Below are 23,421 nucleotides of genomic sequence, written 5' to 3' on the forward strand. Positions count from 1 at the left end.
TTCAGCAAGGGCAAGATAAGGTAAATCACTAATTCTCAGGCTGAAAGGAGTACGCACATATGAGAAAATCAATGTGTCTGTTGCTGGTACTGCTGCTGCTGACAAGCTGCGGTATCGCTAATAAAGAGACATCACCCTCTCCTCAGGATAAACAGTCGGCTGAAGCGGTGCACAGCCAGGGGAACCGCGGAGTGCGGACTTTGTCGGAAGATAGTACAGCCGTACAGGAGCCCACCCCGGATTCGGGACAACCTTCAGCAGGCAAGCGCGACAGCGATGTGGCACTCAAGGATCATTTTGAACAATTAGCGCGAAGAGTCCCAGGTGTAGAAGGCGTCCACTGTGTCGTCATGAACAACCTTGCCGTGGTCGGCATTGATGTGGACGGCGCCCTTACCCGTTCGCGGGTTGGAAGCGTGAAATATTCGGTCGCCGAAGCGATCCGCAAGGACCCGCGGGGCGTAAGAGTTCTGGTGACTGCCGACATGGACCTCAGCAGCAGACTCGCCGAGATGGGCAAGCATATCTCCAAGGGCAACCCGGTCTCGGGCTTCGCCTCCGAGATGGCCGATATTATCGGCCGGATCATTCCGCAGCTGCCGGAGGATATTGAGCCGCAAGGCAATACCCGGTAGGAGCTAATTTCAAAAAAAGCCTAGTGATAGCACACTAGGCTTTTTGCATGGCGGCAAACACTTGTCCGTCCAGCTTCTCGGCCGCACGTGCATCGTATACCTTCGCATATTTCGGAGCAGATTCCAGGTGCGCACCATAGAACAGCGCATTGCGGACCGCTTCAATCTCAATATCAAAACAGCACATCTTAAACGGAACATCCGGCAACGGGTCCAGCCGAACCGCAGCATGACCGTTAATGGCATGCACCGTCCCTTCGCCAAACACAGTAATCGTTACCCTCGGGTTAACCTTCATATTGTTCACCAGTCTGGAGCGGTGGTCCACAGCCAGCCGGACAATGGAAGGGCTCACAGCATAGATCCAGGAGATCGCAGTCGACGTAGGTCCGCCGGATTCTGCGTCCACAGTGTTAAGAAGAACAAACGTCTCCGATTGCAGCATAGCTAGCAGAGTTTCATTGAGCTGAGCAACGGCTTCAGACATAGTTACAGGCCCCCTATGCGGCAAGAATACATTCAATTTATTATATTATAGCACAGGACGAAACTTGCATTCAATTTACAGATTGTACCCTGCCTGCTGCTCAAGGCTGGCCTGAGACCACTGCAGCGGACACTCCGGATATCCGGTCCTGAAGGCTTTTCTTGGCTGCGTCCAGCTCCTTATCGTTAATATATACATAGGGGCTGCGCCAGGTTCCGGTTACCGGTACATATTCGACATTCTCCTTGGAAATATCCCAATACGTAGCGATCAGGCTCTTAATCTGCGCATTCTCAATATCGCTCTCCAGATTATCGTCCACCGCATCCAGCACCCGGCCGATTTTGAGAACACCGCCCAGCGACTGCATCTGAGAGATTAATGAAGTCAGTACCTCGTTCTGGCGCTTATTGCGTTCAAAATCATCCGAAGGCTTCGTCGCCGGCTTGCAGTTGGACTTACGGTAACGCACATAATCCAGCGCTTTATCTCCGTTTAGCTTGGCTTCGCCTTTTTTAAGATTAATATTGGTGCCGTCCACACTGTCCGTGTAACACATATTGGCACTAATATTAACGTCTACACCGCCGAACTCATCCACAATATCCCGGAAGCCCTGGAAATCCAGTACGGTTGCGTAATCGACCTTAATGTCCAGATATTTGCCCATCATCTTCTTCATCTCATCCTCGGCCAGAGTCCCGGAGGTCTTCTCCTTGCTCTTGAAGCGGGAGTAAAAGGCATTGATCTTCGTCTTCTTGTATCCGCCAAGCTCGACATATGTATCACGGGGTAATGAGACCACCGTAGCCGATTTGGTCTCCGGGTTCAAGGCCGCGACCATGATCACATCCGTCAGGTTGGACGGGTGCTTCGGACGGTTGTCCGTTCCAAGCAGCAGCATCGTCAGCGGCTTCTCCGAGGCGGATTGTCCTGCCGCAACCGGCTGGTCCACGCCGAATCCTCCGTGGTCCACCTTCCAGTACAAATATCCAGCGTAACCCAATGCTGCTATAACAGCAATCAGGAGAATGATGAGCAGCACCCTCATCATCCGGGCGAAGAATCCGCGCTTTTTCGGTTTCCGCGCTTTTTTCTTTGCAGTTGTAGCTGAAGCAGCAGACCTCGGCTGCTGCCGGTTAGTAGTGGTGCTTCCTTGCTGGCTGTTCCTTCTGGGTGGCAAATTGCCCTTGCTTGTATTCATAATCCTTTTAGTTCCTTTTCATTCAACTGGAGTTGAAGTAGATAACTTCGTAATAACTTAGACGAGCCCTGTCATCAAAAGTTGCGCCTACTGCCGTTTTGCAGCCGCTGCAGCCTTCCGCTTCTGCCGGGCCTCCACCAGGTAGCGGACCCGCACAAGCAGCATCAGCCCGACCGCTACCAGCAGGCACTGGATGATCGGCAGCTTGTCATGCTGGAAGATAAGAAGCATGCCTGAGCCTGCCGCCATCATCACATACAGTACGATCTCTTTGCCGATCGGCAGCTTCTGATTGACGCGGAATACTCGGTTATACACATAAGTGAGTAAGATAAAAATGACAATGTAAGCGATAACTGGATGCTCAGCGAACCAGCTTTGCATAGCCCGTCACTCCTTCCGGATCATAAGTTACGCTTACATTATATCACCCGCAGCCGTTTTATACTGCTATTAATCCCTGCAATTTGAAAGATCCACGCCTGTAAAATGAGAAAAGCCGCCGGAATAATCCGGCGGCTTCATTGTTATCAGCTTACGCTTGGCTGGCTTGCGCCGCCTTACGCTGCTTCTCTACACGCTCGCGCTCGCCCTTATTCAGGATCTTTTTGCGCAGACGTACAGATTTAGGAGTGATCTCACAATATTCATCATCATTCAAGTATTCAAGCGCGCCTTCCAAAGAGAAGGTACGTGGAGTCTTCATTTTTACAGTATCATCTTTGCCTGAGGTACGCATGTTGGTAAGTGCTTTTTCTTTACAAATGTTAACGATAATATCGTTATCACGGGTATGCTCGCCAACAATCATACCTTCATAAATTTCTGTACCTGCATCCAGGAAGAGAATACCACGATCCTCAACACCCACGATTCCGTATTGGGTTGTTGTGCCACTTTCACTTGCTACAAGCACACCCTGATGACGTCCGCCAACTTGGCCGCCAACCAGTGGAGCATAGCTGTCGAAGGCATGGTTCATTACACCGTAGCCGCGTGTCAGCGTCAGGAAATGTGTGTTATAGCCGATCAGGCCGCGTGCCGGAATCAGGAATTCCAGACGGACTTGGCCGGTACCGTGGTTGATCATGTTGACCATCTCGGCTTTACGGCTGCCCAGACTTTCCATAACGGAGCCCATGCTTTCTTCCGGAATGTCAATCATGAGGCGCTCAAGCGGCTCGGATCTGACACCATCGATGTCTTTAATGATTACTTGCGGTTTAGACACTTGCATTTCATAACCTTCACGACGCATATTCTCGATCAGAATACCAAGGTGAAGCTCACCGCGTCCAGAAACGATAAACGCATCAGGACTGTCTGTCTCATCTACACGCAAGCTCACATCCGTTTCCAGTTCTTTGAACAGACGCTCACGAAGCTTACGGGAAGTTACCCATTTACCTTCTTTACCGGCAAAAGGACTGTTATTCACAAGGAAAGTCATTTGCATCGTTGGCTCGTCAATCTTAAGAACAGGCAATGCTTCAGGGTGCTGCGGATCAGCAATCGTCTCACCGATGTTGATGTCCTTGATACCGGCAATAGCCACGATGTCGCCTGCGCCGGCCTCTTCTGTCTCCACACGCTTCAGACCCTGGAAGCCGAACAACTTCTCGATACGGGCAGTCTTGCTCTTGCCGTCACGCATGATGACTGTAACGGACTGGCCTTGCTTGATTACACCGCGGTTCACGCGGCCAATGGCGATACGGCCCAAGTATTCGTTGTAGTCCATCAGTGTTACCAGGAACTGCAGCGGTTCTTCAACCTTCTCGGTTGGAGCCGGGATATGCTCAACGATTGTTTCGTATAGTGAAAGCATGGTCTCATCCTGCTTCTCAGCATTCATGCTCGATGTGCCGTTAAGCGCAGAAGCATAGACTACAGGGAATTCAAGCTGATCGTCACTGGCTTCAAGCTCAATGAACAAGTCCAGCACTTCATCAATAACTTCCTTCGGACGTGCAGCCGGACGGTCAATCTTGTTCACGACTACGATTGGGGTCAGGTGCTGTTCCAGCGCCTTGCGGAGTACGAATTTGGTCTGCGGCATGCAGCCTTCATATGCGTCAACAACGAGCAGTACGCCGTCAACCATCTTCATGATCCGTTCTACTTCGCCGCCGAAGTCAGCGTGTCCAGGTGTATCTACGATGTTAATCAGGAACTCTTTATAAGTGATTGCTGTATTTTTAGCTAGGATTGTAATTCCACGTTCCCGTTCGATATCGTTAGAGTCCATGGCGCGTTCTTGAACGTGCTCGTGCGCGCTGAAAATCCCGGACTGCTGAAGAAGCTGATCGACGAGTGTTGTTTTACCATGGTCAACGTGGGCAATGATCGCAATGTTACGGATATCTTTTCTTGAATGCATGATTTGTATCCAAATCCTCTCATTTATCAAATTAAAACTGTTTAAATTCTTAGCATGTCACGGCAGTCTCACAAAAGAAGCGCCAGGCAGAAAGCCGACGCTCCAACATTCCTTAATTTTATAGTGAAAGTACTATGAAAAGCAAGTCTTTTTCTGAAAAAAAACGTTGCCAAGTCCGCTTAAATTTTCTAATTTTGCCTCATGTCCGGCTCAGCGGTCTTGAATTGTCCTATCAGGGCGTGTAGACGATCTGTTCTACCAGCCACCGTTCCACTTCTTGCGGCTTCCCGGTCTGCCTCTTCCCAGCATCAGCCACAGTCCCGCAGCAACCAGCACAGCGCCGAGCAGATAGAGCGCACCAGTACCCAGCAGGGTGAAGATAACCAGCACTACACTAAGCAATCCAAGGATCACAACGGCTGTAGTTAACCCTCCGGTTCTGCCTGAAGCATACAGCGAATATTCATACAGTCCCACTGCGATCCCCAGCAGAAGAACAGGCCATAAGTATCTCATGAGGTCCCAGCCCCAGGTATTGCATAAGCCAAAGAGCAAGCCATACACCGATAGTATGCCCGCAGGAATGAGTACAGATGCAGAAGCGCGGCGGGTGAAAAAGAGCACATGCAGGAACAGGCCCGGAACCAGAATGATGAGCGGCCATAAGGCCCGTCCCAGAAAACCGAACACCCCCAGCTTGCCCAGCAGAATCACGAGGCCGGCGGCGGCGATGAACACACCCAGTTTCATGTCATTTTTGGAAGACATCTTTCACCTATCCCTTCAAAATTTCGTGTCTTTTCACCGGTCGGTGCCCCTTCAGCAGGCAAATCCGGCGACAGGTTTTCCTTTATTTTATCTGATAAACGCATAAAACACCATCATTCTTCACACATCCCGGCGGGGCATTCTCGAAAAAAAAAGAAATAAGGCTGCACCAAAGCCTTCCAGCTTTTGGTACAGCCTTATTATTGCCGGTTATCAGCCTGCGGATACTTTCCTGTGCTTCAGCATGCCCGTGACAACCACAATAATGCCCAGCAGCATTGGCAGTATGGTATGAAGCGTCGGCAGCAGGAACGAAATCACCGGGCCGAATTTGGCATCCTGCAGCAGCATGTTCCCGGCGGTATACGCCAGAATATAGGCGCCGATGAAGACCAGCACCGGGAAGCGGTGCAGCCAGCCCACGATGATGCCGCTCCCCCAGACGACAATCGGAATGCTGATCGCAATCCCGATTACAATCAGTGCCAGATCCCCTTTGGCCAGCCCGGCAATCGCCAGTACATTATCCAGGCTCATGATGAAGTCCGCCAGCAGGATGGTGCGCACCGATTTCCATACGCTAGGGCTTCCCTCAATTCTCAGCTCTTCCTCGTCCTCGAGCAGCAGCTTGAAGGAAATCCAGAGCAGCAACATGGCCCCTCCGGCTTCAATATACGGAATCTTGAGCAGCAGCACTGCGGCGAAGGTCAGGATACAGCGCAGCGCGACTGCTCCAGCGGCCCCCCACCAGACTGCCAGCTTCCTATGCTTCTCCGGCAGATTCTTGCTGGCCATCGCAATGACCATGGCATTGTCTCCGCTGAGCACCAGATTAATCATTAGAATTTCACCAAGCAGCAATAATGAATCCATCCACCTCAGCCTCCCTGAACTCCATGTATCTACATGTATGCCGGGGGGCGACAAGCTATGCTTCTTGTCCCGCTATTTTAGAAACTGCGCATGTACGGCCGGATTGCAGCGTATATCTATAGTCTCCGGCCGGAATGGCCGCAAGGGGAATGCAAGCCACCAAACCTATAGGAGTGACCCGGGATGAATACATCCGCTGCGGATTTCATATTATCTCTGCTGAATATCGTGTTCCTCGATCTTATTCTGGCGGGCGACAATGCCATCGTCATCGGCCTGGCCGCGCGGAACCTGCAAGGACAACGGCAGAAGCAGGCAATTCTTCTTGGCACAGGCGGAGCGGTAATCCTGCGGATCATCGCCACGATTCTTGTGGTATGGCTGCTTAAGATTCCATGGCTGCTGGCAATCGGCGGGCTGCTGCTGATTCTTATAGCCTATAAGCTGCTGGCCGGCGGCAGTGCAGAGACGGATATTCAGGCCGGCGGAACTCTATGGGCAGCTGTCCGGACGATTGTGATAGCCGATGCAGCGATGGGACTGGACAACGTCATTGCTGTTGCCGGTGCAGCGAATCATAATATTACGCTGGTCATACTGGGACTACTGATCAGTGTACCTATTGTGGTCTGGGGAAGCACCCTGTTTATCCGGTTGATCAACAGATATCCATGGATTATCTATCTCGGGTCAGGCGTACTCGGCTTCACAGCCTCCAGCATGATTTCCGGCGAGAAGGTCATTGCCCCGTACTTCAAGTCACATCCGCTGCTGCATGTTCTGTTCATCGCCGCAGTCATTGCCGGTATTATGGCTGCGGGACACTGGAAGCGCCGCCGGACACAACTCGCTGTTCAGAACCATTCTTCCTGAAGGCCTGCCTGCGCCGGTACCAAGTCCTCCGGCTTCTCGTTGCCATAAGGTGTAATGAGTACGGTCTCGGTTCCGGCAACCGCCGTATCGAGTAAGGCCTGATAGCCCGGCAGCGTCGCTTCAATCTTGTCTACAATCCGCAGATTCGGATTTGTCGTCGGTGATTTGGGCACGAACAATGTACAGCAATCCTCGTATGGCAGGATGGACAAGTCATACGTACCGATGGTCTTGGAGAGCTGCACAATCTCACTCTTGTCCATCATCACCAGCGGACGCAGCAGCGGCAGAGCCGTTGCACGCCCGATCACATTCATACTTGGCAGGGTCTGGCTGGCCACCTGGCCCAGACTATCGCCGGTAATCAGCGCAAGCGCCCCCTCCTTCTCCGCAAGGGCGGTAGCAATCCGCAGCATAGCCCGGCGCATGAGTGTAATAATCAGATTATCCTGCCCGATTCCGGTAAAAGAGGTCTGCACCTCCGTAAACGGAACCAGATGCAGCTTGATCACACCAGCATAACGTGACAAGATACGGGTCAAATCTACAACCTTCTGGCGGGCAAGCTCGCTCGTATAAGGATAGCTGTAAAAGTGGACGCACTCTACCTCCAGCCCCCTGCGCATGGATGACCAGCCCGCAACCGGACTGTCGATCCCGCCGGAGAGAAGCAGCATAGCCTTACCGTTCGTTCCCAGCGGGAAGCCGCCGACTCCGGCAATATTCTCACAGAAAATAAGAGTATGACCTTCTCGAATCTCAATCTTCAGCTCCAGATCGGGAGACTTCACATCTACCAGCAGCCCCGGATAACCCTGGAGCAGCGGTGTAGCTATAAGCTTATTCATCTCTATAGAGCCGTAAGGGAAGTCCTTCCACACCCGGCGAGCGCTAACCTTGAAGCTGGTTCCCGCCGCCGGAGCAATAAGGTGGAGGAAGGTCCGGCTGGCCGCAAGAATATCCTCGAATTCCGGCCGGGAGACCTTTACCGGGCTAATCGAGGCGATCCCGAATACTTTTACGAGCGCCTCTGTTAATTCTCCTGCCGGTTCACCGTTCAATTCGACGTAGATCCGCCCGAATTCCCGGGTCAGCTTCACGTTCGGATACGGCTTCACCATCTCCTTCACATGCCGCAGTACGGTCTTCTCGAACCGGCTGCGGTTCTTTCCTTTCAAAATGAACTCCCCGAAGCGCAGCAGGAGCATATCGGCATAGTCCATGCTGCTTCCGTATCCGCCATTCTGTGCTCCGCTACCTGTCTCTGTTGTTGTCATTGGTTATTTCATGCCTCCTTCTGCAATCTTCAAGGATTGAACGGCTGCCAGCAGCGCCTGCTCCAGCCGGCTCACATCCTGCTGCGTATGACTGTCCCCCAGGCTGATCCGTATGCCGCCAAGCGCAGCAGCGGTATCCCTGCCCATGGACAGCAGAATCCGGCTCGGCTCAGCCAGACGCGAGGAACAGGCGGAGCGTGTGGCGACCGCCATCCCGAGCTCCTCCAGTCTGCGGGCCAGAACCTCCCCCTTCATGCCGGGGTAAGAGAAGTGGACAATATGCGGCGCCCCGTCCTCCATGCTGTTCAGTACAAGCTCCGGTATCCCTGCTATATATTTCTCCAACCGCGCCTTGAGCGGACGAATCCGGGCGCTGAAGGCCTCCCGCTGTTCCCCGCTCATCCGCATGGCCTTGGCTGAAGCTACAATATTCGGCACATTCTCTGTCCCGGCGCGCTTGCCCTGTTCCTGGGAACCGCCAGTCAACAAGGGAAACAGCGTGACGCCTTCTCTGACATAGAGAATCCCTGTACCGCGCGGCCCGCGTAATTTATGCGCGGACAGGCTGTACAGATCTGCCTGCCAGTCCTTCATTGGAGCCTCAAGCTTCCCGTAGCCCTGCACGCCGTCTACATGGAAGAGCGTCCGGCGGTTCACCGCCTTGACCAGTTGTCCGATCTCACGCAGCGGCTGTACCGTGCCGATCTCATTATTCACATGCATCACACTGACCAGCACCGTATCCGGCCGGACCGCAGCGGCAATCCGTGAGGGTTCGACCACCCCCTGAGGGTCAGGGGCTACGAAGGTAACCTCCCAGCCCAGCTTCTGCAGCTGAAGACAGCTCTCGTAGACCGAAGGATGCTCCAGCTCCGTGGTCACAATATGCCGCCCTCTGCTCTGATACTGCAGCGCAGCTCCTTTGACCGCCAGATTGTTGCTCTCGGTAGCACCCGAGGTGAATATAATTTCCTGCGGCAACACATCAAGCGCAGCTGCGCACACCTCGCGCGCCCGCTTGATCAGCTTGTCAGCCTCTTCTCCCGCCCGGTGCAGGGAAGAGGGGTTGGCGAAGTGCTTCCTCATCACCTGCTCCAGCGTCTGCACAACCTCCTCATAGGGAGGGGCAGCAGCGGCATAATCCCAATACAGCATATATCTGCGTTCTCCTTTGTTGATCAGAATTCATAACTGCTTATATGTTGCAAAAAGGATCAAACGGCCTGCCTCCCAAAAGAAGCAGGGGGCAGATTCCGTTTGATCCTTATATTATACCGCGAATTGCGCGCGGGCGCGTTCTATTTTGGCAATGTAGGCCTGTGTCTCCTTCGGAAGCCCGGAGAGATTCGCCATAAGCTCAGCATCGCTGCTGACTCCAAGCTTGTTCACCCGGCCCGGTCCGGCATTATAGGCGGCCAGCGCCATCTTCTCCTGTCCGTCATACCGCTTAAGCTGGTATGAGAGGTATCGTACGCCGCCGTCAATGCTCTGGGCAGGATCGAAGGGATCGGAGACACCCAGTCCGTTAGCCGTTCCGTCCATTAACTGCATCAGTCCCTTGGCACCGGCAGAAGATACAACATTCGGATTGAAGGAGGATTCCGTATCAATAACCGCCTTGATCAGATCAACCGGAACGCCATATTTCGCGCTGGCAGTCTGAATCAGCTGTTCATAATCTGTCGGCACGGTCTGCGTTATTTCCCCGGAAATGTCACTTTTGGGTCCTGCTGCTTCCCCAAGCTGCTGCCACAGCAGATTATCCATTGAAGAGGCACCTGCAAGAGCAACGTATGTGCTTTTATTGCTGCTGTCATTGGCTTGAGACGTCCCGGCTGCCTGCTGAAGCATTGCAGTGAACGCCGCCGAGGCACCGGTCACTCCGGGGTTCGATTTGGTATCCTCACGCTTCATGCTTGAGCTTCTCAGGTCTACCCATTTCAACTGACCGCTTGGCGCAGCGGCATTGATTGACATGCATTCATTCCCTCTTTCACGCGAAGTCTTATATTTGAACTTTACTATTTATTCACAGCAATTACTATATGCCTAAGCTAAAAAACAGACCTCAGACCTGCATAGTTAGGTCTGATAGCCTGTTTTGAAAATCGGATGTGCAGATTCAGCCGGCGCTAACGGGCAAAAGGAATTAAGACAAAATAGCTTAAAGTGGATACAATCCCCAGCCCCATCGACCAGGCCCCGGCTGATTTTTGTCCTCTGGCATACGCATAATACCCCAGAACAGCGGCAATCGGCCCCAATATAATGGACCAGATGAATAAGGATACTACACCGAAGCCCAGGCCGATATAGCCAATACTCCTGTCCTCTCCCTCTCTTACACGGCCTGATGGCCGCTGAGCTTCGCCGCTCCGTTCCATAGTGTTCTGAAGCTGCGAGGGGAGCGGACTGAGCTCGGCGGCATACTCCTCATTGTGGCTTCGGTCCCGGCGGGGGTAATCGACTCTGCTGCGCGGGCGCAGGATAACCTTTCGGCGGGCGGAACGGTCCACTTTGGGTTCATCATTCGGATTATCCATAAGGGCCTCCTTCTCAGGTGTTCGGCTTGAACGTCAGACAACAGGTTGCGGACGAGGTTCCGGCATGATCATGATGATTACCCGCCGTCAGCTCCTCTGCGTATTCCTCCATGTAACGGCTGCCTGCATGCTGATCGATCTCAATGACAATTTCCTCGGCACGGCACAGGTTCTGTTCTCCCCAAAAATGACAGTTGCTTACACTACACTTCACAAGCGGTTTAGCGTTTGTCATAATGATCACCTCGTCATGTATTATGCCCGCTGGTGAAATCGGCTATGCGGCTGAAGGCTGCTCACCTGAACACACAAGTGGAAACGGCTTTGCCGTCCTTTTAAAGGCTGTTACCGTTTCGGCGAGAAATTGATTTATTGCGTGAAACACATAAATGCTTATATTTACAAAAAAAAGACCGCCCCAACCAGCCATATCGGCAGTTTGGACAGTCTTTTACAGAAATAAGATGATAGACCGGACAATGGATTACACCTGATTCTGCATCCGCTTCTCTGTCAAATAATCATTCTCATAATAAGTCAGATCATCACGCAATTCTTCATAGACCTTGGTGATCTCCATAATGATATCGCGTGCCGGACGCACAGGCTTCTTACGGAAACGGATCGCATCCTGCCCGGTATAGGCGTAACGTCCATCCTCCGAATAACTCTCATTCTTAGGATAGAAGAAGTTATTAACTCCTAGATGATATACATTATATAGCGCTTTTTGCGCGAAAGGTTCATCGAAGGTAGCGCGGCGCAATGCAAGCCCAAGCTTCTCATAAGACATTTCCGAGAACACCAGCAGATGGCGGAGATCGGACAAGAACCCCCGATAGAAATGCAGCGTTTCTTCATCCTCTTCGGTAACAAGCTGCGGAAGCGCATGCTCATTCAGGAACAGTTCCATTTTGTCGATAACGGACTTAAGCTTCTCTCTCGTCGATTCACACAATTTCTGCACACTTACTGCTGACATGGCGGTTGCTCCCCCTTATTGTTCCTTGCATTAGTAGTTGTTAATGACACTTAGACATTGCAGTTGTACTCTCTTGATAGTATCACAAAATCTCCTAAGCCTCCACCGTACGGATACCGGAAAAGAATCCTTCTTCTAAAAAGAAAAGTACAAGCCCCGGAAGGCGCTTTCTTTTTGATATTAACATAAAACCAAGGACGGCGGTAGCCTTTTCGTAAGATGAATAAAACCAGCTTCAGCTCCGAACCCTAACAGGTATATGAAACGACAAGGAAGGAGCGGAAATCATGTCACGTAAAAATCTAACCGTCGCCGGTATAGTCACTGCCGCGCTGACCGTACTGCTGCTCACCTTCGCCCTGCGGCCGGAAGGCAGCGGCGGCACCCTTCGGCAAGCGTCTGTGCCTAAACCCTCTCAGGAAAAAGCGATCAAAAAAACCACCCTTGTGCAGGATGTAGCGGCCACTGACAAATTGAACCGAGTCGATGTGCACAGACATCTGAGCACACTGCTGGCCGATATGCATCATGCTTCCCCTGAAGCTATCTCAGCTTATGCCGAGAGCCTTCAGCAGGGGCACGGGCATATTACCATGCTGATGATGGTTGATTTCAACACCCGTAAGACAACCACCTTCAAATCTTCACTGCCGGAAGGAACCGACCAGGAGAATAAGCAGCTGCTTCATTATCTGAACACCGCCAAAGCTGCGATTAAAGGCCACCAATCCTATGAATCCCCCTCGTTCATCATCGGCGACAAAAAGTATTATTTCGTAGCCCAGCGAAACCGGGAGGGACAAGTGGCTGTCATCGCTCTAATTAACCAGAAGATTCTGGACCGCGTTGCGCTGCATCAGCTGAAGAATCTGCGGCTCATTCCGTACCCGAAGGAAGGCAAGTACCGGATAGAATCCGTCCATGCCGATACCTTGAAGGACATCACGGTCAAGACCGGACATGACAATGAGAATGCCAGCCATTACTACGAGAATGAGATTGTCGTCCGCTTCCCGAATGGACATCCCACGGCGGCACAGCTTCAGATCATCGCTGCCGATATCCGCTGCAAGGAGCCGCGCAAGCTGGGGTATGCCTATATTTTCCGGTCAGACAAGATGAGTTACTCCCAGCTCAAGACTTACTTCGCCAATAAGTGGCATCCGCTGTACGCAGAGCCTCACTATATGTACTTAACCAATGATACGGTCAGTGAAAATACGGGAGCTAATGTGATTACCCCTAACGACCTGCTCTTCTCAACTTACCAGTGGAATCTGCCGGCGATTGAAACCCCGCAAGGCTGGAATCTGTCCAAGGGCAGCAAGGAGATCGTAATCGCCGTTGTGGATACCGGTGTTCAAGCGAACCACCCGGATCTGAAGGGGCAGCTGCTCAAGGGCTACAATGCGATTACCAGCGGCAGCACGCCGGATGACGATGTTGGACATGGCACTCATGTGGCCGGCATCATTGGAGCGTTAACCAATAATGAAGAAGGGGTCGCCGGCATCAGCTGGTATAACAAGATCCTTCCGGTAAAAGCGCTGGATAATTCAGGGGCGGGCACCACCTATTCGGTGGCCGAAGGCATTATCTGGGCGGCAGATCAGGGGGCTAAGGTGATTAATCTCAGCCTGGGCAACTATGCCGATTCGCAGTTTCTGCATGATGCGATTAAGTATGCCTATGACCGGGATGTAGTGATTGTCTCCGCTTCCGGCAATGACAATACGGAGCGGCCGGGATATCCCGCAGCCTATGAGGAGGTGATTGCAGTCGCCGCAACGAATGCGGCGGGAGAGCGTGCTTCCTTCTCCAATTACGGGGATTACATCGATGTGGCTGCACCCGGGGAGAGCATTGCCAGCACCTATCCCGATAATCAGTATGCGGCGTTATCCGGCACCTCGATGGCCAGTCCCCATGTAGCGGCGCTGGCCGGACTGGTGCGCTCCTTGAACCCTGCGCTGACGAACAAGGAAGTGACCGCGCTCTTGACCTCTAATGCCATCGATCTGGGCACCGCCGGCCATGATAAGTATTACGGCTGGGGCCAGGTGGATATCTACCGTACCCTGCAGGCGGCAGGAGGAGGCCAGGTTCCGCTCCAGCTGTTCCCGCAGCAGGTCGGCAAACAGCTCGATTCTATACAATAAGCTGCGGCCGTTAGCGGTTAAGAGCGCAGATGCCGTTCCAGCAGCAGCAGGAACCGGCGGAGTCCGCGCTCCATCCCCTCCTGCGTCAGCTGCGAATAGCTCAGCCGGATATGCCTGGAGGGGATATCCCCGGCATAGCAGACATCGCCCGGCAGGAAGGAGATCCCTTCCTGCTCGGCCAGAGCATGCAGCTGCTCAATCCCGGGGGATTCCGGCAGCTGCAGCCACAGATTCAGCCCGCCCCCCGGCAGCTGCCAGGTTACCCCGGCCGGAGCATTCTGCTTCAGCAGCCTCGCTGCCGCCTCCTGGCGGGCACGCAATGCTGACCGCAGCTTCGCTGCGTACTCGTCATACTGGCGCTCGATGAAGGGCAGCACTGCCCGCTGGGTCAGCAGCGGACTGCCCAGATCACTGGCCGATTTGGCGGCGATCAGCCGGGAGAGAATATTGCCCTCAGCGGCGACACAGGCGATCCGGCAGCCGGGGGCGAGGACTTTGCTGAAGCTCTTCATGTAGACTACATGCCCGGCGGTATCCAGCGATTTAATAGACGCCGGGGGCGGCTGATGGAAATACAGGTCACTGAACGGATCATCCTCCACAATGAGACAGCGGTAGCTGCGGGCAAGCTCCAGCAGACGCTGTCTTCTTGGCATGCTCATCGTGACCCCGCTCGGATTCTGGAAGGTCGGATTGGTATAGATGAGCTTAGGCGGCCTCCGGTCACACATCGCTGTAAGCCGGTCCACCTGCATGCCCTCCCCGTCCATCGGAACGAAGATCATCTCAGCCCCCCGCCCGGCAAAAACATCAATCGCCCCCGTATAGCTGGGCGCCTCCAGATACACCGTATCCCCCGGACCGACAAAGGTCCGGGCGACCAGATCGATCCCCTGCTGTGCACCGCTGGTGATCATCAAATCACCGGCGCCCAGCTGGATTCCCCGGCTCTGCAGGTGCCTGCGCATCACCTCGCGCAGCTCCGGGTCACCCTGGAAATTACCATAGGTGGCCATCAGCTCAGGCTGCTCCTTCACAAGTGCAGCCATGGTCGTGCCAATCGGCCCGAGCGGAAGCAGGCTGCTGTGAATGGAGGCCAGATGAAAGGGATAGTCCACCTCAGAATAATCGAAGTTACGCCATAGCTGGGCCCGTGGCAGATAGTCATCATAACCGTCCTGCCACCTTGCTTCTACTCCTTGCCTGCTCCGGTCCCGTTCTGCCACATAGCAGCCCTTACCCTGGCTGCACAGAATATGTCCGCGCTGCTCCAGGTCAGCATAAGCCTTGCTTACCGTTACCTGGCTCACCTTTAAGGAGGATGACAGACCTCTAACGGACGGCAGCCGCGTGCCCGGCTGGAGCAGTCCCGAGGTGATCCGCTGCGCGATAGTCTCACTGATCTGCCGGGGCAGCGATTTGTCACCGCTGCGGAGTAAATCAATATGCATGGCCTGTCTCCTCCCAACTGTTATATTTACCGCTTTACTGTTATACCGCTATACCGTTATGATACTACAAAATTCAGAATAGCAGGGAGCATGAATATGAAGATCAACTACGCGGATATGACGAACCACCTGGGGTCCTCCGCAGTCCGCGATATCCTTAAGATCACACAGGGCAAGGACATCATCTCACTTGCCGGCGGGCTGCCTGCCGAGGAACTGTTCCCGGCAGAAGCGATCCGGGATGCTTACAGCCGCGTGCTGAGCGGCGACAGCTCTGCGCTGCAATACGGACTGACAGAAGGCTATCTTCCGCTGCGTGAACAGCTTGCCGCCAGACTGGGGCAACAGGGCATCCCGGTCTCCACCGAGGAAATGATCCTCACTACCGGCTCCCAGCAGGCCATAGATCTGCTCTGCAGAATTCTGCTCGATCCGGGAGACACCGTACTTGTAGAGGCACCGACCTATCTTGCCGCCTTGCAGGTACTGGGCTCTTACCGAGCAGACATCCAGGTTGTAAAGAGCGATGAGGAAGGGCTGCTGCCGGAGCATCTCGAAGAGCAGCTTCGAGTGCACCGCCCTAAGCTGTTGTATGCCGTCCCCACCTTCAACAACCCGTCAGGCGCAACCTGGAGCAAGGTACGCCGTGAACAAGTGGTGGAGTTATGCCGGAAATACGGCGTGCTGATGCTAGAGGATAATCCGTACGGAGAGATTAGGTTCGATGAATCCCCGGAAGCGTATCCGCCAACCCTCGCAGCCATCGACAGGAATCTGGGCGGGGATACCTGCGTAGTCTATACAGGTACTTTCTCCAAGATCGTAGCTCCGGGACTGCGGACAGGCTGGATCATTGGCCCCGCCGGGCTGGTCAGAGTGATCGCCAGAGCCAAGCAAGCCGCCGATTTGCACTCCAGCACCATCGATCAGCGCGCCCTGCATGAGCTGCTGCTGTCCTTCGACCTTGAAGCTCATATCCGGCTGGTCTCCCGGGAATACAAGTCACGAATGCAGCTGCTATCAGCAGAGTTGGTCTCACAGAACTGGCAGGATACATCCTTCCTGGAGCCGCGCGGCGGCATGTTCCTGTGGCTAAGCCTGCCTGCCCGGATACATACCGCCGAGCTGCTGCCGCTTGCTGTGGAGCAAGGGGTTGCCTTCGTTCCGGGGGAAGTCTTCTATTCGGAGCAGCCCATGAAGAACACGATGCGCCTGAATTTCACCCATACGCGGCCGGAGCTGCTGCCGCTCGCGGTGCAGCGATTGACCACCGCGCTCTCCCGGTATGAGGAACGCCTGCTTCCTCTGTAACTCCATCCGCCCGCAGCATTGAAGTATCCATACTCTCGTTCAATGCTCCGGATAACCCAACATTTCCTCACAAAAAGGCGGCCCCCATCAGGAGGCCGCCGTCTTATTGTTCATATAGTGTGATTAGTGCAAAGTCTTGTTAAAGTTGTCAGTTAGGAAAGTTTGCCGTAAGCCGGGTTCTGTGCTCGTTGTGGTTCAGCCGGGAACTACCCTCCCACCATAAGCGACAATCATCTATCTAGGCCATACATTACTGCACAGCTCCAGCGACCAACCTAGACACGCCTCAGGCGAAGGCTGCGGCTTCCGTGAAGAAGACGCTGCGTCTCATTAGGTCTTGCTCCAGATGGGGTTTACCAGGAACGAAGTCACCAGCGTTCCTCGGGGTCTCTTACACCTCGGTTCCATCCTTGCCTGTGCCGCCCGAAAGCGGCCATCGGCGGTCCATTTCTGTGGCACTATCCTTCAGCTCGCGCCGACTGGACGTTATCCAGCACCCTGCCTTGTGGAGCCCGGACTTTCCTCCCGCATACGCTCTCACGCATACCGGCGATTGTCTGTCAAACTTTCCGAAACAACATTGTATATTATACAGATATGCCGCCCAGCGCACAAGTGTAAATAATAACAGCCTACAGGAATATAAAAGGCTCGGTATCCGGCTGCGAGGCATGTACCGCCGTGCCGTACTTATGCTCCGTCAGCTTGCCGGCCAGAAACTCCGCTACCTTCACCTTCATGATCTTCTCCGCATTATGGCCCGGATCGATCAGGGCGATTCCCGCGAGGTGCGCATCCTGTGCGGTATGGTAATCGATATCGCCGGTCACCAGCACATCCGCTCCCTTGAAGATAGCGCTGCTGTAGTACTTGGCACCGGACCCGCCCATGACTGCCGCCTTGCGGACCTTGCGGTCCAGATCTCCAACTACCCGCACGCTCTCCACATCCAGCCCGCGTTTGACCGTCTCAATGAACTCACCAAGCGTTGTTGGCTCCTTAAGCTTCCCTACTCTTCCAAGTCCAAGGCTGCGTCCCTTGAGGTCCATGGAATACAGATCATAAGCCACCTCTTCATACGGATGAGCCTTCAGCATGGCCTGTACCACCTTGTTACGGATCGTATGCGGCACAATCGTCTCGATACGGACCTCCTCAGCCCGCTCCAGCTTGCCAGGCGTGCCGAGGTACGGGTCCGTGCCCTCCTGCGGAATGAAGGTGCCATAGCCTTCTATATTGAAGCTGCAATGGCTGTAATTGCCGATCCAGCCCGCTCCGGCGTTCAGGATGGCATCCAGCACCTTCTGGTGATGATCCTTCGGCACGAATACCACCAGCTTGGACAGCTGCTCGGTATGAATATCCTTGATCGGTGCACCGTTCTCAATGCCCAGCGCCTCGGCCATCCAGTCGTTCATTCCGCCTTCGGCCACATCCAGATTCGTATGGCTGATATACACGGCAATGTCGTTTTTGATCAGCTTCTCATATAAGCGGCCCGCCGGGGTATCTGTCAGAATCCCTTTGATCGGCCGGAAAATCACCGCATGATGGGCAATAATCAGATTACAGCCCTTGGCAATCGCTTCGTCCACAATGCTCTCATTAACATCCAGCGCCACCAGCACCCCAGTGATTTCCTTCTGGAGACTGCCGACCTGAAGCCCGACATTATCCCATTCCTCAGCCAGATGCTTCGGAGCAAGCTGCTCCATGTATCCAATTACGGTCTGTCCTTTGGCAAACATTCCAGCACCTCCGCAATCCGTTTAATCTGAAGCTTGATTCTGCTGCGCTTCTCCTCAGCTGCCTCCAGCTCCGAACGTGCGAGCGAGGCCAGAATGCTCTCCAGCTTGGAGATTTCACCCTGCCATTTGGCAGCGAATACTTCATTCGGCGCTTGCAGCAGCAGCGGTCCCATCTCCAGCAGCAGCGCCTGATCAAGGGCAACCTTTCCTGCTGCAAGCAGACGTCCGCTGTACAGCTCTTCATTCGTACCCGCCGCTTCAGCGCCCTCAGGGACAGCGGTCAGGATCTCATAGATTTTGCCGTCTTCCTCCAAAATATGCTCCGAGACCAGCACCCAGCTGTTAGCCAGCAGCCAGCGGCGCAGAATATCCTCGCCTACATTGGGCTGCAGCGCGAGCGTCTTCACCCCGGCCAGCTTGCCGAGCTTCTGCCCGCGGTCCAGAATCGCCGCGATCAGTGAGCCGCCCATCCCGGCAATGGTAATGCAGTCCGTTTCCCCCGGCTCCAGCACCTCCAGCCCGTCTCCGCGCCGTACAGCGATCTTAGCACCGAGCCCTGCTTCCGCAACACCACGACGCGCCGCTTCATAGGGTCCCGGATTTACTTCTCCGGCAATAGCTGAAGGCACCCGGCCGCTCTTCACAGCGGCAACAGGCAGCAGGGCATGATCTGAGCCGATATCGGCAAGTCTGCTGCCTGCGGGTACCTGCTCCAGCAGCAGCTGAAGCCGGTCTGATAATTTTACGTTGTTCATGAGGCCACCCACGTTATCCATTTTTTTCTGAAGAGGAACAGCAGCGCAAGGCCCACTGCAATCTTCAGTATTAATATCAGCGAGGTCCATTCCGGGAATCCCGCTCTGAGCCATAGCGCATCCACCTCCGGCATCAGCCAGAGGGCAGCACCCGCCCCCAGGTACACCCCAGAGACCCCGCTAACCTTGTGATACATCAACCAGCTCATCCAGATCATAAGCACACACAGCGGAAGCCAGAGCAGCTCCAGCTCCAGAAGAGAGGCGTCCGGCCGGACATGTCCGAAGAATCCTGCATAGAGCAGAGCCCAGAAGGCATATCCGCAGAAATGAAGCAGTCCGATGCGCAGAAAAAAACCAAGCACACACCACAGCAGCCCGCAGGCCGCAATCAGCAGCGGTGTCCAAAAATCAGCATCCAGCTTATGCAGCTCAATCAGCCACAGTCCGAATCCCAGCGTTAAAATGCTGCCGATTCCCGCCAGCATCAGACTGATTGTCTTGTTGCGGTTCAGGTAAATCGCTGAATATCCATAACAAATAATTAGGACGCTGAGCGCTGTAGCAAGTTGCAAAGGCCAGGGAAAAACGCTAAAATAAAGACTAATCAAGAAAATCAAGGAAATAATTCCAAAACCAAACAGCCAAATTTTGATGCTTCCCTGCTGGAGATTCCGTAACGATACCGGATTGCTGTCCTTCACCTCTGCCTGATCATCATACAGGTTAGTCAGGAAGTCACAATATTGCTCGGGCAAAAGCTTGCTTCTTCTCCAGTATTGAATTTCTCTTAATATAGTATCACGTTTCTCCAGGTTCAACCGGCATCCCTCTTTCCAGAACTTGCCTTCACTTTCATTACAAGCTCCCGCACACGGCGGGGCTCCAGCATTGGTGAATCCCCTTGACAACATAATAGGACCTCCTGCCACCGTGCAGCAGAAGGTCCCGGTTGTAAGGTCTATTCGAGGAAATCCTTCAGCCGCTTACTGCGGCTGGGGTGACGCAGCTTACGAAGCGCTTTGGCTTCGATCTGGCGAATCCGCTCGCGGGTTACGCCGAACACCTTGCCCACTTCCTCAAGTGTTCTCGTCCGTCCGTCATCCAGTCCGAAGCGCAGACGGAGCACATTCTCTTCACGCTCAGTCAGCGTGTCCAGCACATCCTCCAGCTGTTCCTTCAGCAGCTCATATGCCGCTGCATCCGCAGGCGCCAGCGCCTCCTGGTCCTCAATGAAATCTCCCAGATGCGAATCATCTTCCTCACCAATCGGTGTCTCCAGCGATACCGGCTCCTGGGCAATCTTCATGATCTCTCTAACCTTCTCAACGGTAAGCTCCATCTCCGCTGCAATCTCTTCAGGCGACGGCTCGCGTCCCAGCTCCTGCAGCAATTGGCGGGAGACCCGGATCAGCTTGTTGATGGTTTCAACCATATGCACCGGAATACGGATCGTACGCGCCTGGTCAGCAATTGCACGCGTAATCGCCTGACGAATCCACCAGGTTGCATAAGTACTGAATTTGAAGCCTTTGTTATGGTCAAACTTCTCAACGGCCTTGATCAGACCCATGTTGCCTTCCTGAATCAGATCCAGGAACAGCATGCCGCGTCCGACATAACGCTTGGCGATACTGACCACGAGCCGCAGATTCGCTTCTGCCAGTCTCCGCTTCGCTTCCTCATCACCATTCTTGATCCGCATCGCCAGTTCCACTTCATCGTCAGCCGATAACAGCGGCACGCGGCCGATTTCCTTCAGATACATCCGGACGGGATCGTTGATCTTGATCCCCGGAGGCAGCGACAGATCATCGTCGAAGCTGAAGTCGTCTCCTTCTTTGTCCTCATTGTCTTCGCTTGGACGGAGGCTGTTCACCTCTTCATCATTCTCATTGACAACCTCGATCCCCAGATCGCTCAGCTGCTCGTAGAATTCCTCCATCTGCTCGGGGTCTTGATCGAATGGCGACAATTTCTCCATGATATCTTTGTAATTAAGTGATGATCTTTTCTTCCCGTGATCAATAAGCTGATCCTTAACCTGATCCAGAGTAAATTCCGCTTCCAGTTCAGTGTGCTGATCGTTCGCCATAATTCGACTCCCTCCTCCCTAGGTACATCCTGTCAACAGCTCATTGTCTCTCTAGGGCTAAAATTTCACTTGCTATTTGTGCTGCACGCAAAAAGTCACCGGATTTCTCCGCCTGAATCATCTCTTCACGCTTGGGTTCAATTTTGCGCTGCAGAGGATACTTCCGCACTTCACGAATACAATCGTCCAGAACCTGGGTATTCCAGTCTGGAGGAGTATCCATCATGGAGATGGCCGTTGCGGTCTTCTCCAGACGGTCGTCCTGAAGCGATGATAGAAACCGGCTGATGCCGGGTGGTTTGCCTTGCGCATAATAAGCATATAGATAAGCGGCGATTGCCGCATGATCATCAATATTGAACTCTTCTCCGAGCCGTTCACCCACATAGGCCGCCGCTTCGGGATCTTGAATCATGAATGATAACAGGCGCCGTTCCGCAACATGGTAAGCAGGCAGTAAGGTAGGTGTCTGCACTTGCCCTTTTTTATGCCTACCATTATTCCACCTATTATCGTTATTATCCCCTTCGGGGTTGTTTTTTTGCATGGAGGCCCGAAGTAAATTACAATCCTGCTTCAGACTGTCATAAGACAGCTCAAGCTCGGAGGCGATTTCCCGCAGGTACACCTCCCGCTCCGTTGAAGAAGGGAGCCCGGCGATAATCTCCAGAGCCTCCTTGACATAGGCAATTTTGCCGTCTTCCTCTAGGAGTATATGGTTTTTTTTCAGATATATAAGCTTAAATTTGATGGATGACACGGCAGAGTCAATCACTTGTTCCCTGAATCTGTCCCCGCCATGCCGGGAGATGAATTCATCCGGGTCGAGGCCGCTTGGAAGCAGGGCTACCTTGACCCGCAGACCGCTGGCTTCCAGGATAGGAATGGCCTTAAGGGCGGCAGCTTGTCCAGCCTTATCTCCATCATAGGCAAGCACAATCTCATCTCCAAGGCTCTTCATCAGGCCCACGTGACCCTCGGTGAGCGAGGTTCCCATCGTGGCTACCCCGTTCTGTACACCTGCCTCCCAAGCCGAAATGACATCACCGTATCCCTCGAACAGGACGATTTGCCGCGTTTTGCGGATGGATGCTTTGGACTGGTGCAGATTGTACAGAATGCGGCTTTTGTTAAATAACCGGCTCTCGGGAGAGTTCAGGTACTTCGGCTGACCCTCCCCGAGAATACGTCCGGCGAAGGCGATCGTCTTGCCCATGCGGTTCGCAATCGGAAAAATAACCCGGCCGCGGAAGCGGTCCAGATACCCTTTGCCTTCCCCTCTGGCAGACAATAGTCCGCCCTTCTCCATCTCGGCGAGATCGAAGCTGCGCTTCTCCAGAAACTGCAGCAGCGTATCCCAGCGGTCCGGCGCGTAACCGATCTGGAACTGGTCAATCATTTTGTCGCTGAAACCCCGGGTTCTTAAGTAATCCATGGCGGCAGTGCCGTATTCCGTGTTTTTCAGCAAAAAATGATAAAACTTCGCCGATAATTCATACGCCTGAATTAGCCGGTCCCGCTCGGGATCGGGGGCAGCAAGCGCCCCGCCTCTCCCCTCAGGAACAGGGATATCACTCTCTTCCGCCATGATTCTGACTGCTTCGGGGAAGGATAATCCTTCGATTTCCATCCTGAATTTGATGGCATTTCCGCCCATACCGCAGCCAAAGCAATGAAAGACTCCCCGGTCAGGGGTGACAGTGAAGGAAGGGGACTTCTCCGAATGGAACGGGCAGAGGCCCCATAAATATTTACCCTGCTTGGACAAATGGACAACCTTGCTGACTGTATCGACAATATCATGCCGCGCCAGCACGTTCTCGATAACCTCTTCGGGAATAGGACCATGTCCGCTAGCCACTTCAACCACCTTCATCTCT

Annotated in this window: 22 protein-coding genes and 1 other RNA gene; 4 read left to right on the forward strand and 19 right to left on the reverse strand. The window is 53.7% G+C overall.

Annotated elements, in window-relative coordinates; all coding sequences use genetic code 11:
• Positions 1–59 precede the first annotated feature (59 nt).
• The gene (locus C173_RS09475; RefSeq protein ID WP_036724302.1) at positions 60–635 is read left to right on the forward strand and encodes a YhcN/YlaJ family sporulation lipoprotein; all 576 of its coding nucleotides are present in this window, start codon (positions 60–62) and stop codon (positions 633–635) included.
• A gap of 34 nt (positions 636–669) precedes the next feature.
• Here C173_RS09475 and C173_RS09480 read toward each other — a convergent pair whose 3' ends face one another.
• The 6 genes from C173_RS09480 to C173_RS09505 all read right to left on the reverse strand — a co-directional run bounded on the left by C173_RS09480 (position 670) and on the right by C173_RS09505 (position 6,347).
• Positions 670–1,122: a pyridoxamine 5'-phosphate oxidase family protein gene (locus C173_RS09480; RefSeq protein WP_036690242.1), complete on the reverse strand. Its 453-nt coding sequence runs from the start codon at positions 1,120–1,122 to the stop codon at positions 670–672.
• A 100-nt stretch (positions 1,123–1,222) separates the two neighbouring features.
• The gene (locus C173_RS09485) at positions 1,223–2,326 is read right to left on the reverse strand and encodes an LCP family protein (protein ID WP_036724303.1); all 1,104 of its coding nucleotides are present in this window, start codon (positions 2,324–2,326) and stop codon (positions 1,223–1,225) included.
• Between the two features lie 87 nt (positions 2,327–2,413).
• A complete protein-coding gene (locus tag C173_RS09490) occupies positions 2,414–2,710 on the reverse strand; it encodes a YlaH-like family protein (protein ID WP_036724304.1) in 297 nt (98 codons plus the stop codon).
• A gap of 151 nt (positions 2,711–2,861) precedes the next feature.
• Complete coding sequence (gene typA, locus C173_RS09495; protein ID WP_036724305.1) at positions 2,862–4,706, reverse strand: translational GTPase TypA; 1,845 nt, start codon at positions 4,704–4,706, stop codon at positions 2,862–2,864.
• 255 nt (positions 4,707–4,961) lie between these two features.
• Positions 4,962–5,474 carry a hypothetical protein gene (locus tag C173_RS09500; RefSeq protein WP_036724306.1) on the reverse strand — a complete coding sequence of 171 codons (513 nt, stop codon included), beginning with the start codon at positions 5,472–5,474 and terminating at the stop codon, positions 4,962–4,964.
• A 213-nt stretch (positions 5,475–5,687) separates the two neighbouring features.
• On the reverse strand, positions 5,688–6,347 hold the full coding sequence (locus tag C173_RS09505; RefSeq protein WP_036724307.1) for a TerC family protein: 660 nt from the start codon (positions 6,345–6,347) through the stop codon (positions 5,688–5,690).
• 183 nt (positions 6,348–6,530) lie between these two features.
• Between C173_RS09505 and C173_RS09510 the strand changes: the two genes are divergently transcribed.
• Positions 6,531–7,220 (forward strand): TerC family protein, encoded by a 690-nt coding sequence (locus tag C173_RS09510; protein ID WP_036724309.1) that lies wholly within the window; start codon positions 6,531–6,533, stop codon positions 7,218–7,220.
• On the opposite strand, the gene thiI is transcribed toward C173_RS09510, so the two are convergent.
• The 6 genes from thiI to C173_RS09540 all read right to left on the reverse strand — a co-directional run bounded on the left by thiI (position 7,202) and on the right by C173_RS09540 (position 12,022).
• Positions 7,202–8,443, reverse strand: coding sequence for a tRNA uracil 4-sulfurtransferase ThiI (thiI, locus tag C173_RS09515; RefSeq protein WP_036724391.1), 1,242 nt, complete (start codon positions 8,441–8,443; stop codon positions 7,202–7,204). The genes C173_RS09510 and thiI overlap by 19 nt on opposite strands.
• Positions 8,444–8,500: 57 nt before the next feature.
• Positions 8,501–9,652: a cysteine desulfurase family protein gene (locus C173_RS09520; RefSeq protein ID WP_036724311.1), complete on the reverse strand. Its 1,152-nt coding sequence runs from the start codon at positions 9,650–9,652 to the stop codon at positions 8,501–8,503.
• Positions 9,653–9,766: 114 nt separating this feature from the next.
• Entirely contained in the window at positions 9,767–10,411 is a 645-nt protein-coding gene (locus C173_RS09525) for a lytic transglycosylase domain-containing protein (RefSeq protein WP_442792633.1), read from the reverse strand.
• Between the two features lie 218 nt (positions 10,412–10,629).
• A complete protein-coding gene (locus C173_RS09530; RefSeq protein ID WP_051477946.1) occupies positions 10,630–11,040 on the reverse strand; it encodes a hypothetical protein in 411 nt (136 codons plus the stop codon).
• Between the two features lie 13 nt (positions 11,041–11,053).
• Positions 11,054–11,275, reverse strand: coding sequence for a DUF1540 domain-containing protein (locus C173_RS09535; RefSeq protein ID WP_036724314.1), 222 nt, complete (start codon positions 11,273–11,275; stop codon positions 11,054–11,056).
• Positions 11,276–11,524: 249 nt separating this feature from the next.
• A complete protein-coding gene (locus tag C173_RS09540) occupies positions 11,525–12,022 on the reverse strand; it encodes a YpuI family protein (RefSeq protein ID WP_036724316.1) in 498 nt (165 codons plus the stop codon).
• 287 nt (positions 12,023–12,309) lie between these two features.
• Between C173_RS09540 and C173_RS09545 the strand changes: the two genes are divergently transcribed.
• The gene (locus C173_RS09545; RefSeq protein WP_036724319.1) at positions 12,310–14,181 is read left to right on the forward strand and encodes a S8 family peptidase; all 1,872 of its coding nucleotides are present in this window, start codon (positions 12,310–12,312) and stop codon (positions 14,179–14,181) included.
• 17 nt (positions 14,182–14,198) lie between these two features.
• Here the strand turns inward: C173_RS09545 and pdxR are convergent, their stop codons facing one another.
• A complete protein-coding gene (gene pdxR / locus C173_RS09550; protein WP_036724323.1) occupies positions 14,199–15,632 on the reverse strand; it encodes a MocR-like pyridoxine biosynthesis transcription factor PdxR in 1,434 nt (477 codons plus the stop codon).
• Between the two features lie 96 nt (positions 15,633–15,728).
• Here pdxR and C173_RS09555 point away from each other — a divergent pair, with 96 nt between their 5' ends.
• On the forward strand, positions 15,729–16,943 hold the full coding sequence (locus C173_RS09555; protein ID WP_036724325.1) for an aminotransferase-like domain-containing protein: 1,215 nt from the start codon (positions 15,729–15,731) through the stop codon (positions 16,941–16,943).
• 153 nt (positions 16,944–17,096) lie between these two features.
• On the opposite strand, the gene rnpB is transcribed toward C173_RS09555, so the two are convergent.
• From rnpB to dnaG, 6 genes are all read right to left on the reverse strand, one after another.
• Positions 17,097–17,512, reverse strand: an RNA gene (gene rnpB / locus C173_RS32810) — RNase P RNA component class A.
• Between the two features lie 63 nt (positions 17,513–17,575).
• Positions 17,576–18,691 (reverse strand): Nif3-like dinuclear metal center hexameric protein, encoded by a 1,116-nt coding sequence (locus C173_RS09560; protein ID WP_036724326.1) that lies wholly within the window; start codon positions 18,689–18,691, stop codon positions 17,576–17,578.
• Entirely contained in the window at positions 18,667–19,446 is a 780-nt protein-coding gene (locus C173_RS09565; protein ID WP_036724327.1) for a tRNA (adenine(22)-N(1))-methyltransferase, read from the reverse strand. Before C173_RS09565 ends, C173_RS09560 begins: the two co-directional genes overlap by 25 nt.
• Positions 19,443–20,360 carry a hypothetical protein gene (locus tag C173_RS09570; protein ID WP_051477947.1) on the reverse strand — a complete coding sequence of 306 codons (918 nt, stop codon included), beginning with the start codon at positions 20,358–20,360 and terminating at the stop codon, positions 19,443–19,445. The genes C173_RS09565 and C173_RS09570 overlap by 4 nt, the downstream gene beginning before the upstream one ends.
• A 47-nt stretch (positions 20,361–20,407) precedes the next feature.
• The gene (gene rpoD, locus C173_RS09575) at positions 20,408–21,541 is read right to left on the reverse strand and encodes an RNA polymerase sigma factor RpoD (RefSeq protein WP_036690273.1); all 1,134 of its coding nucleotides are present in this window, start codon (positions 21,539–21,541) and stop codon (positions 20,408–20,410) included.
• Between the two features lie 40 nt (positions 21,542–21,581).
• A complete protein-coding gene (dnaG, locus tag C173_RS09580) occupies positions 21,582–23,417 on the reverse strand; it encodes a DNA primase (RefSeq protein WP_245368119.1) in 1,836 nt (611 codons plus the stop codon).
• Positions 23,418–23,421: the final 4 nt, after the last annotated feature.

Source organism: Paenibacillus sp. FSL R7-277 (assembly GCF_000517965.1).
Classification (GTDB): domain Bacteria; phylum Bacillota; class Bacilli; order Paenibacillales; family Paenibacillaceae; genus Paenibacillus_AQ; species Paenibacillus_AQ silagei.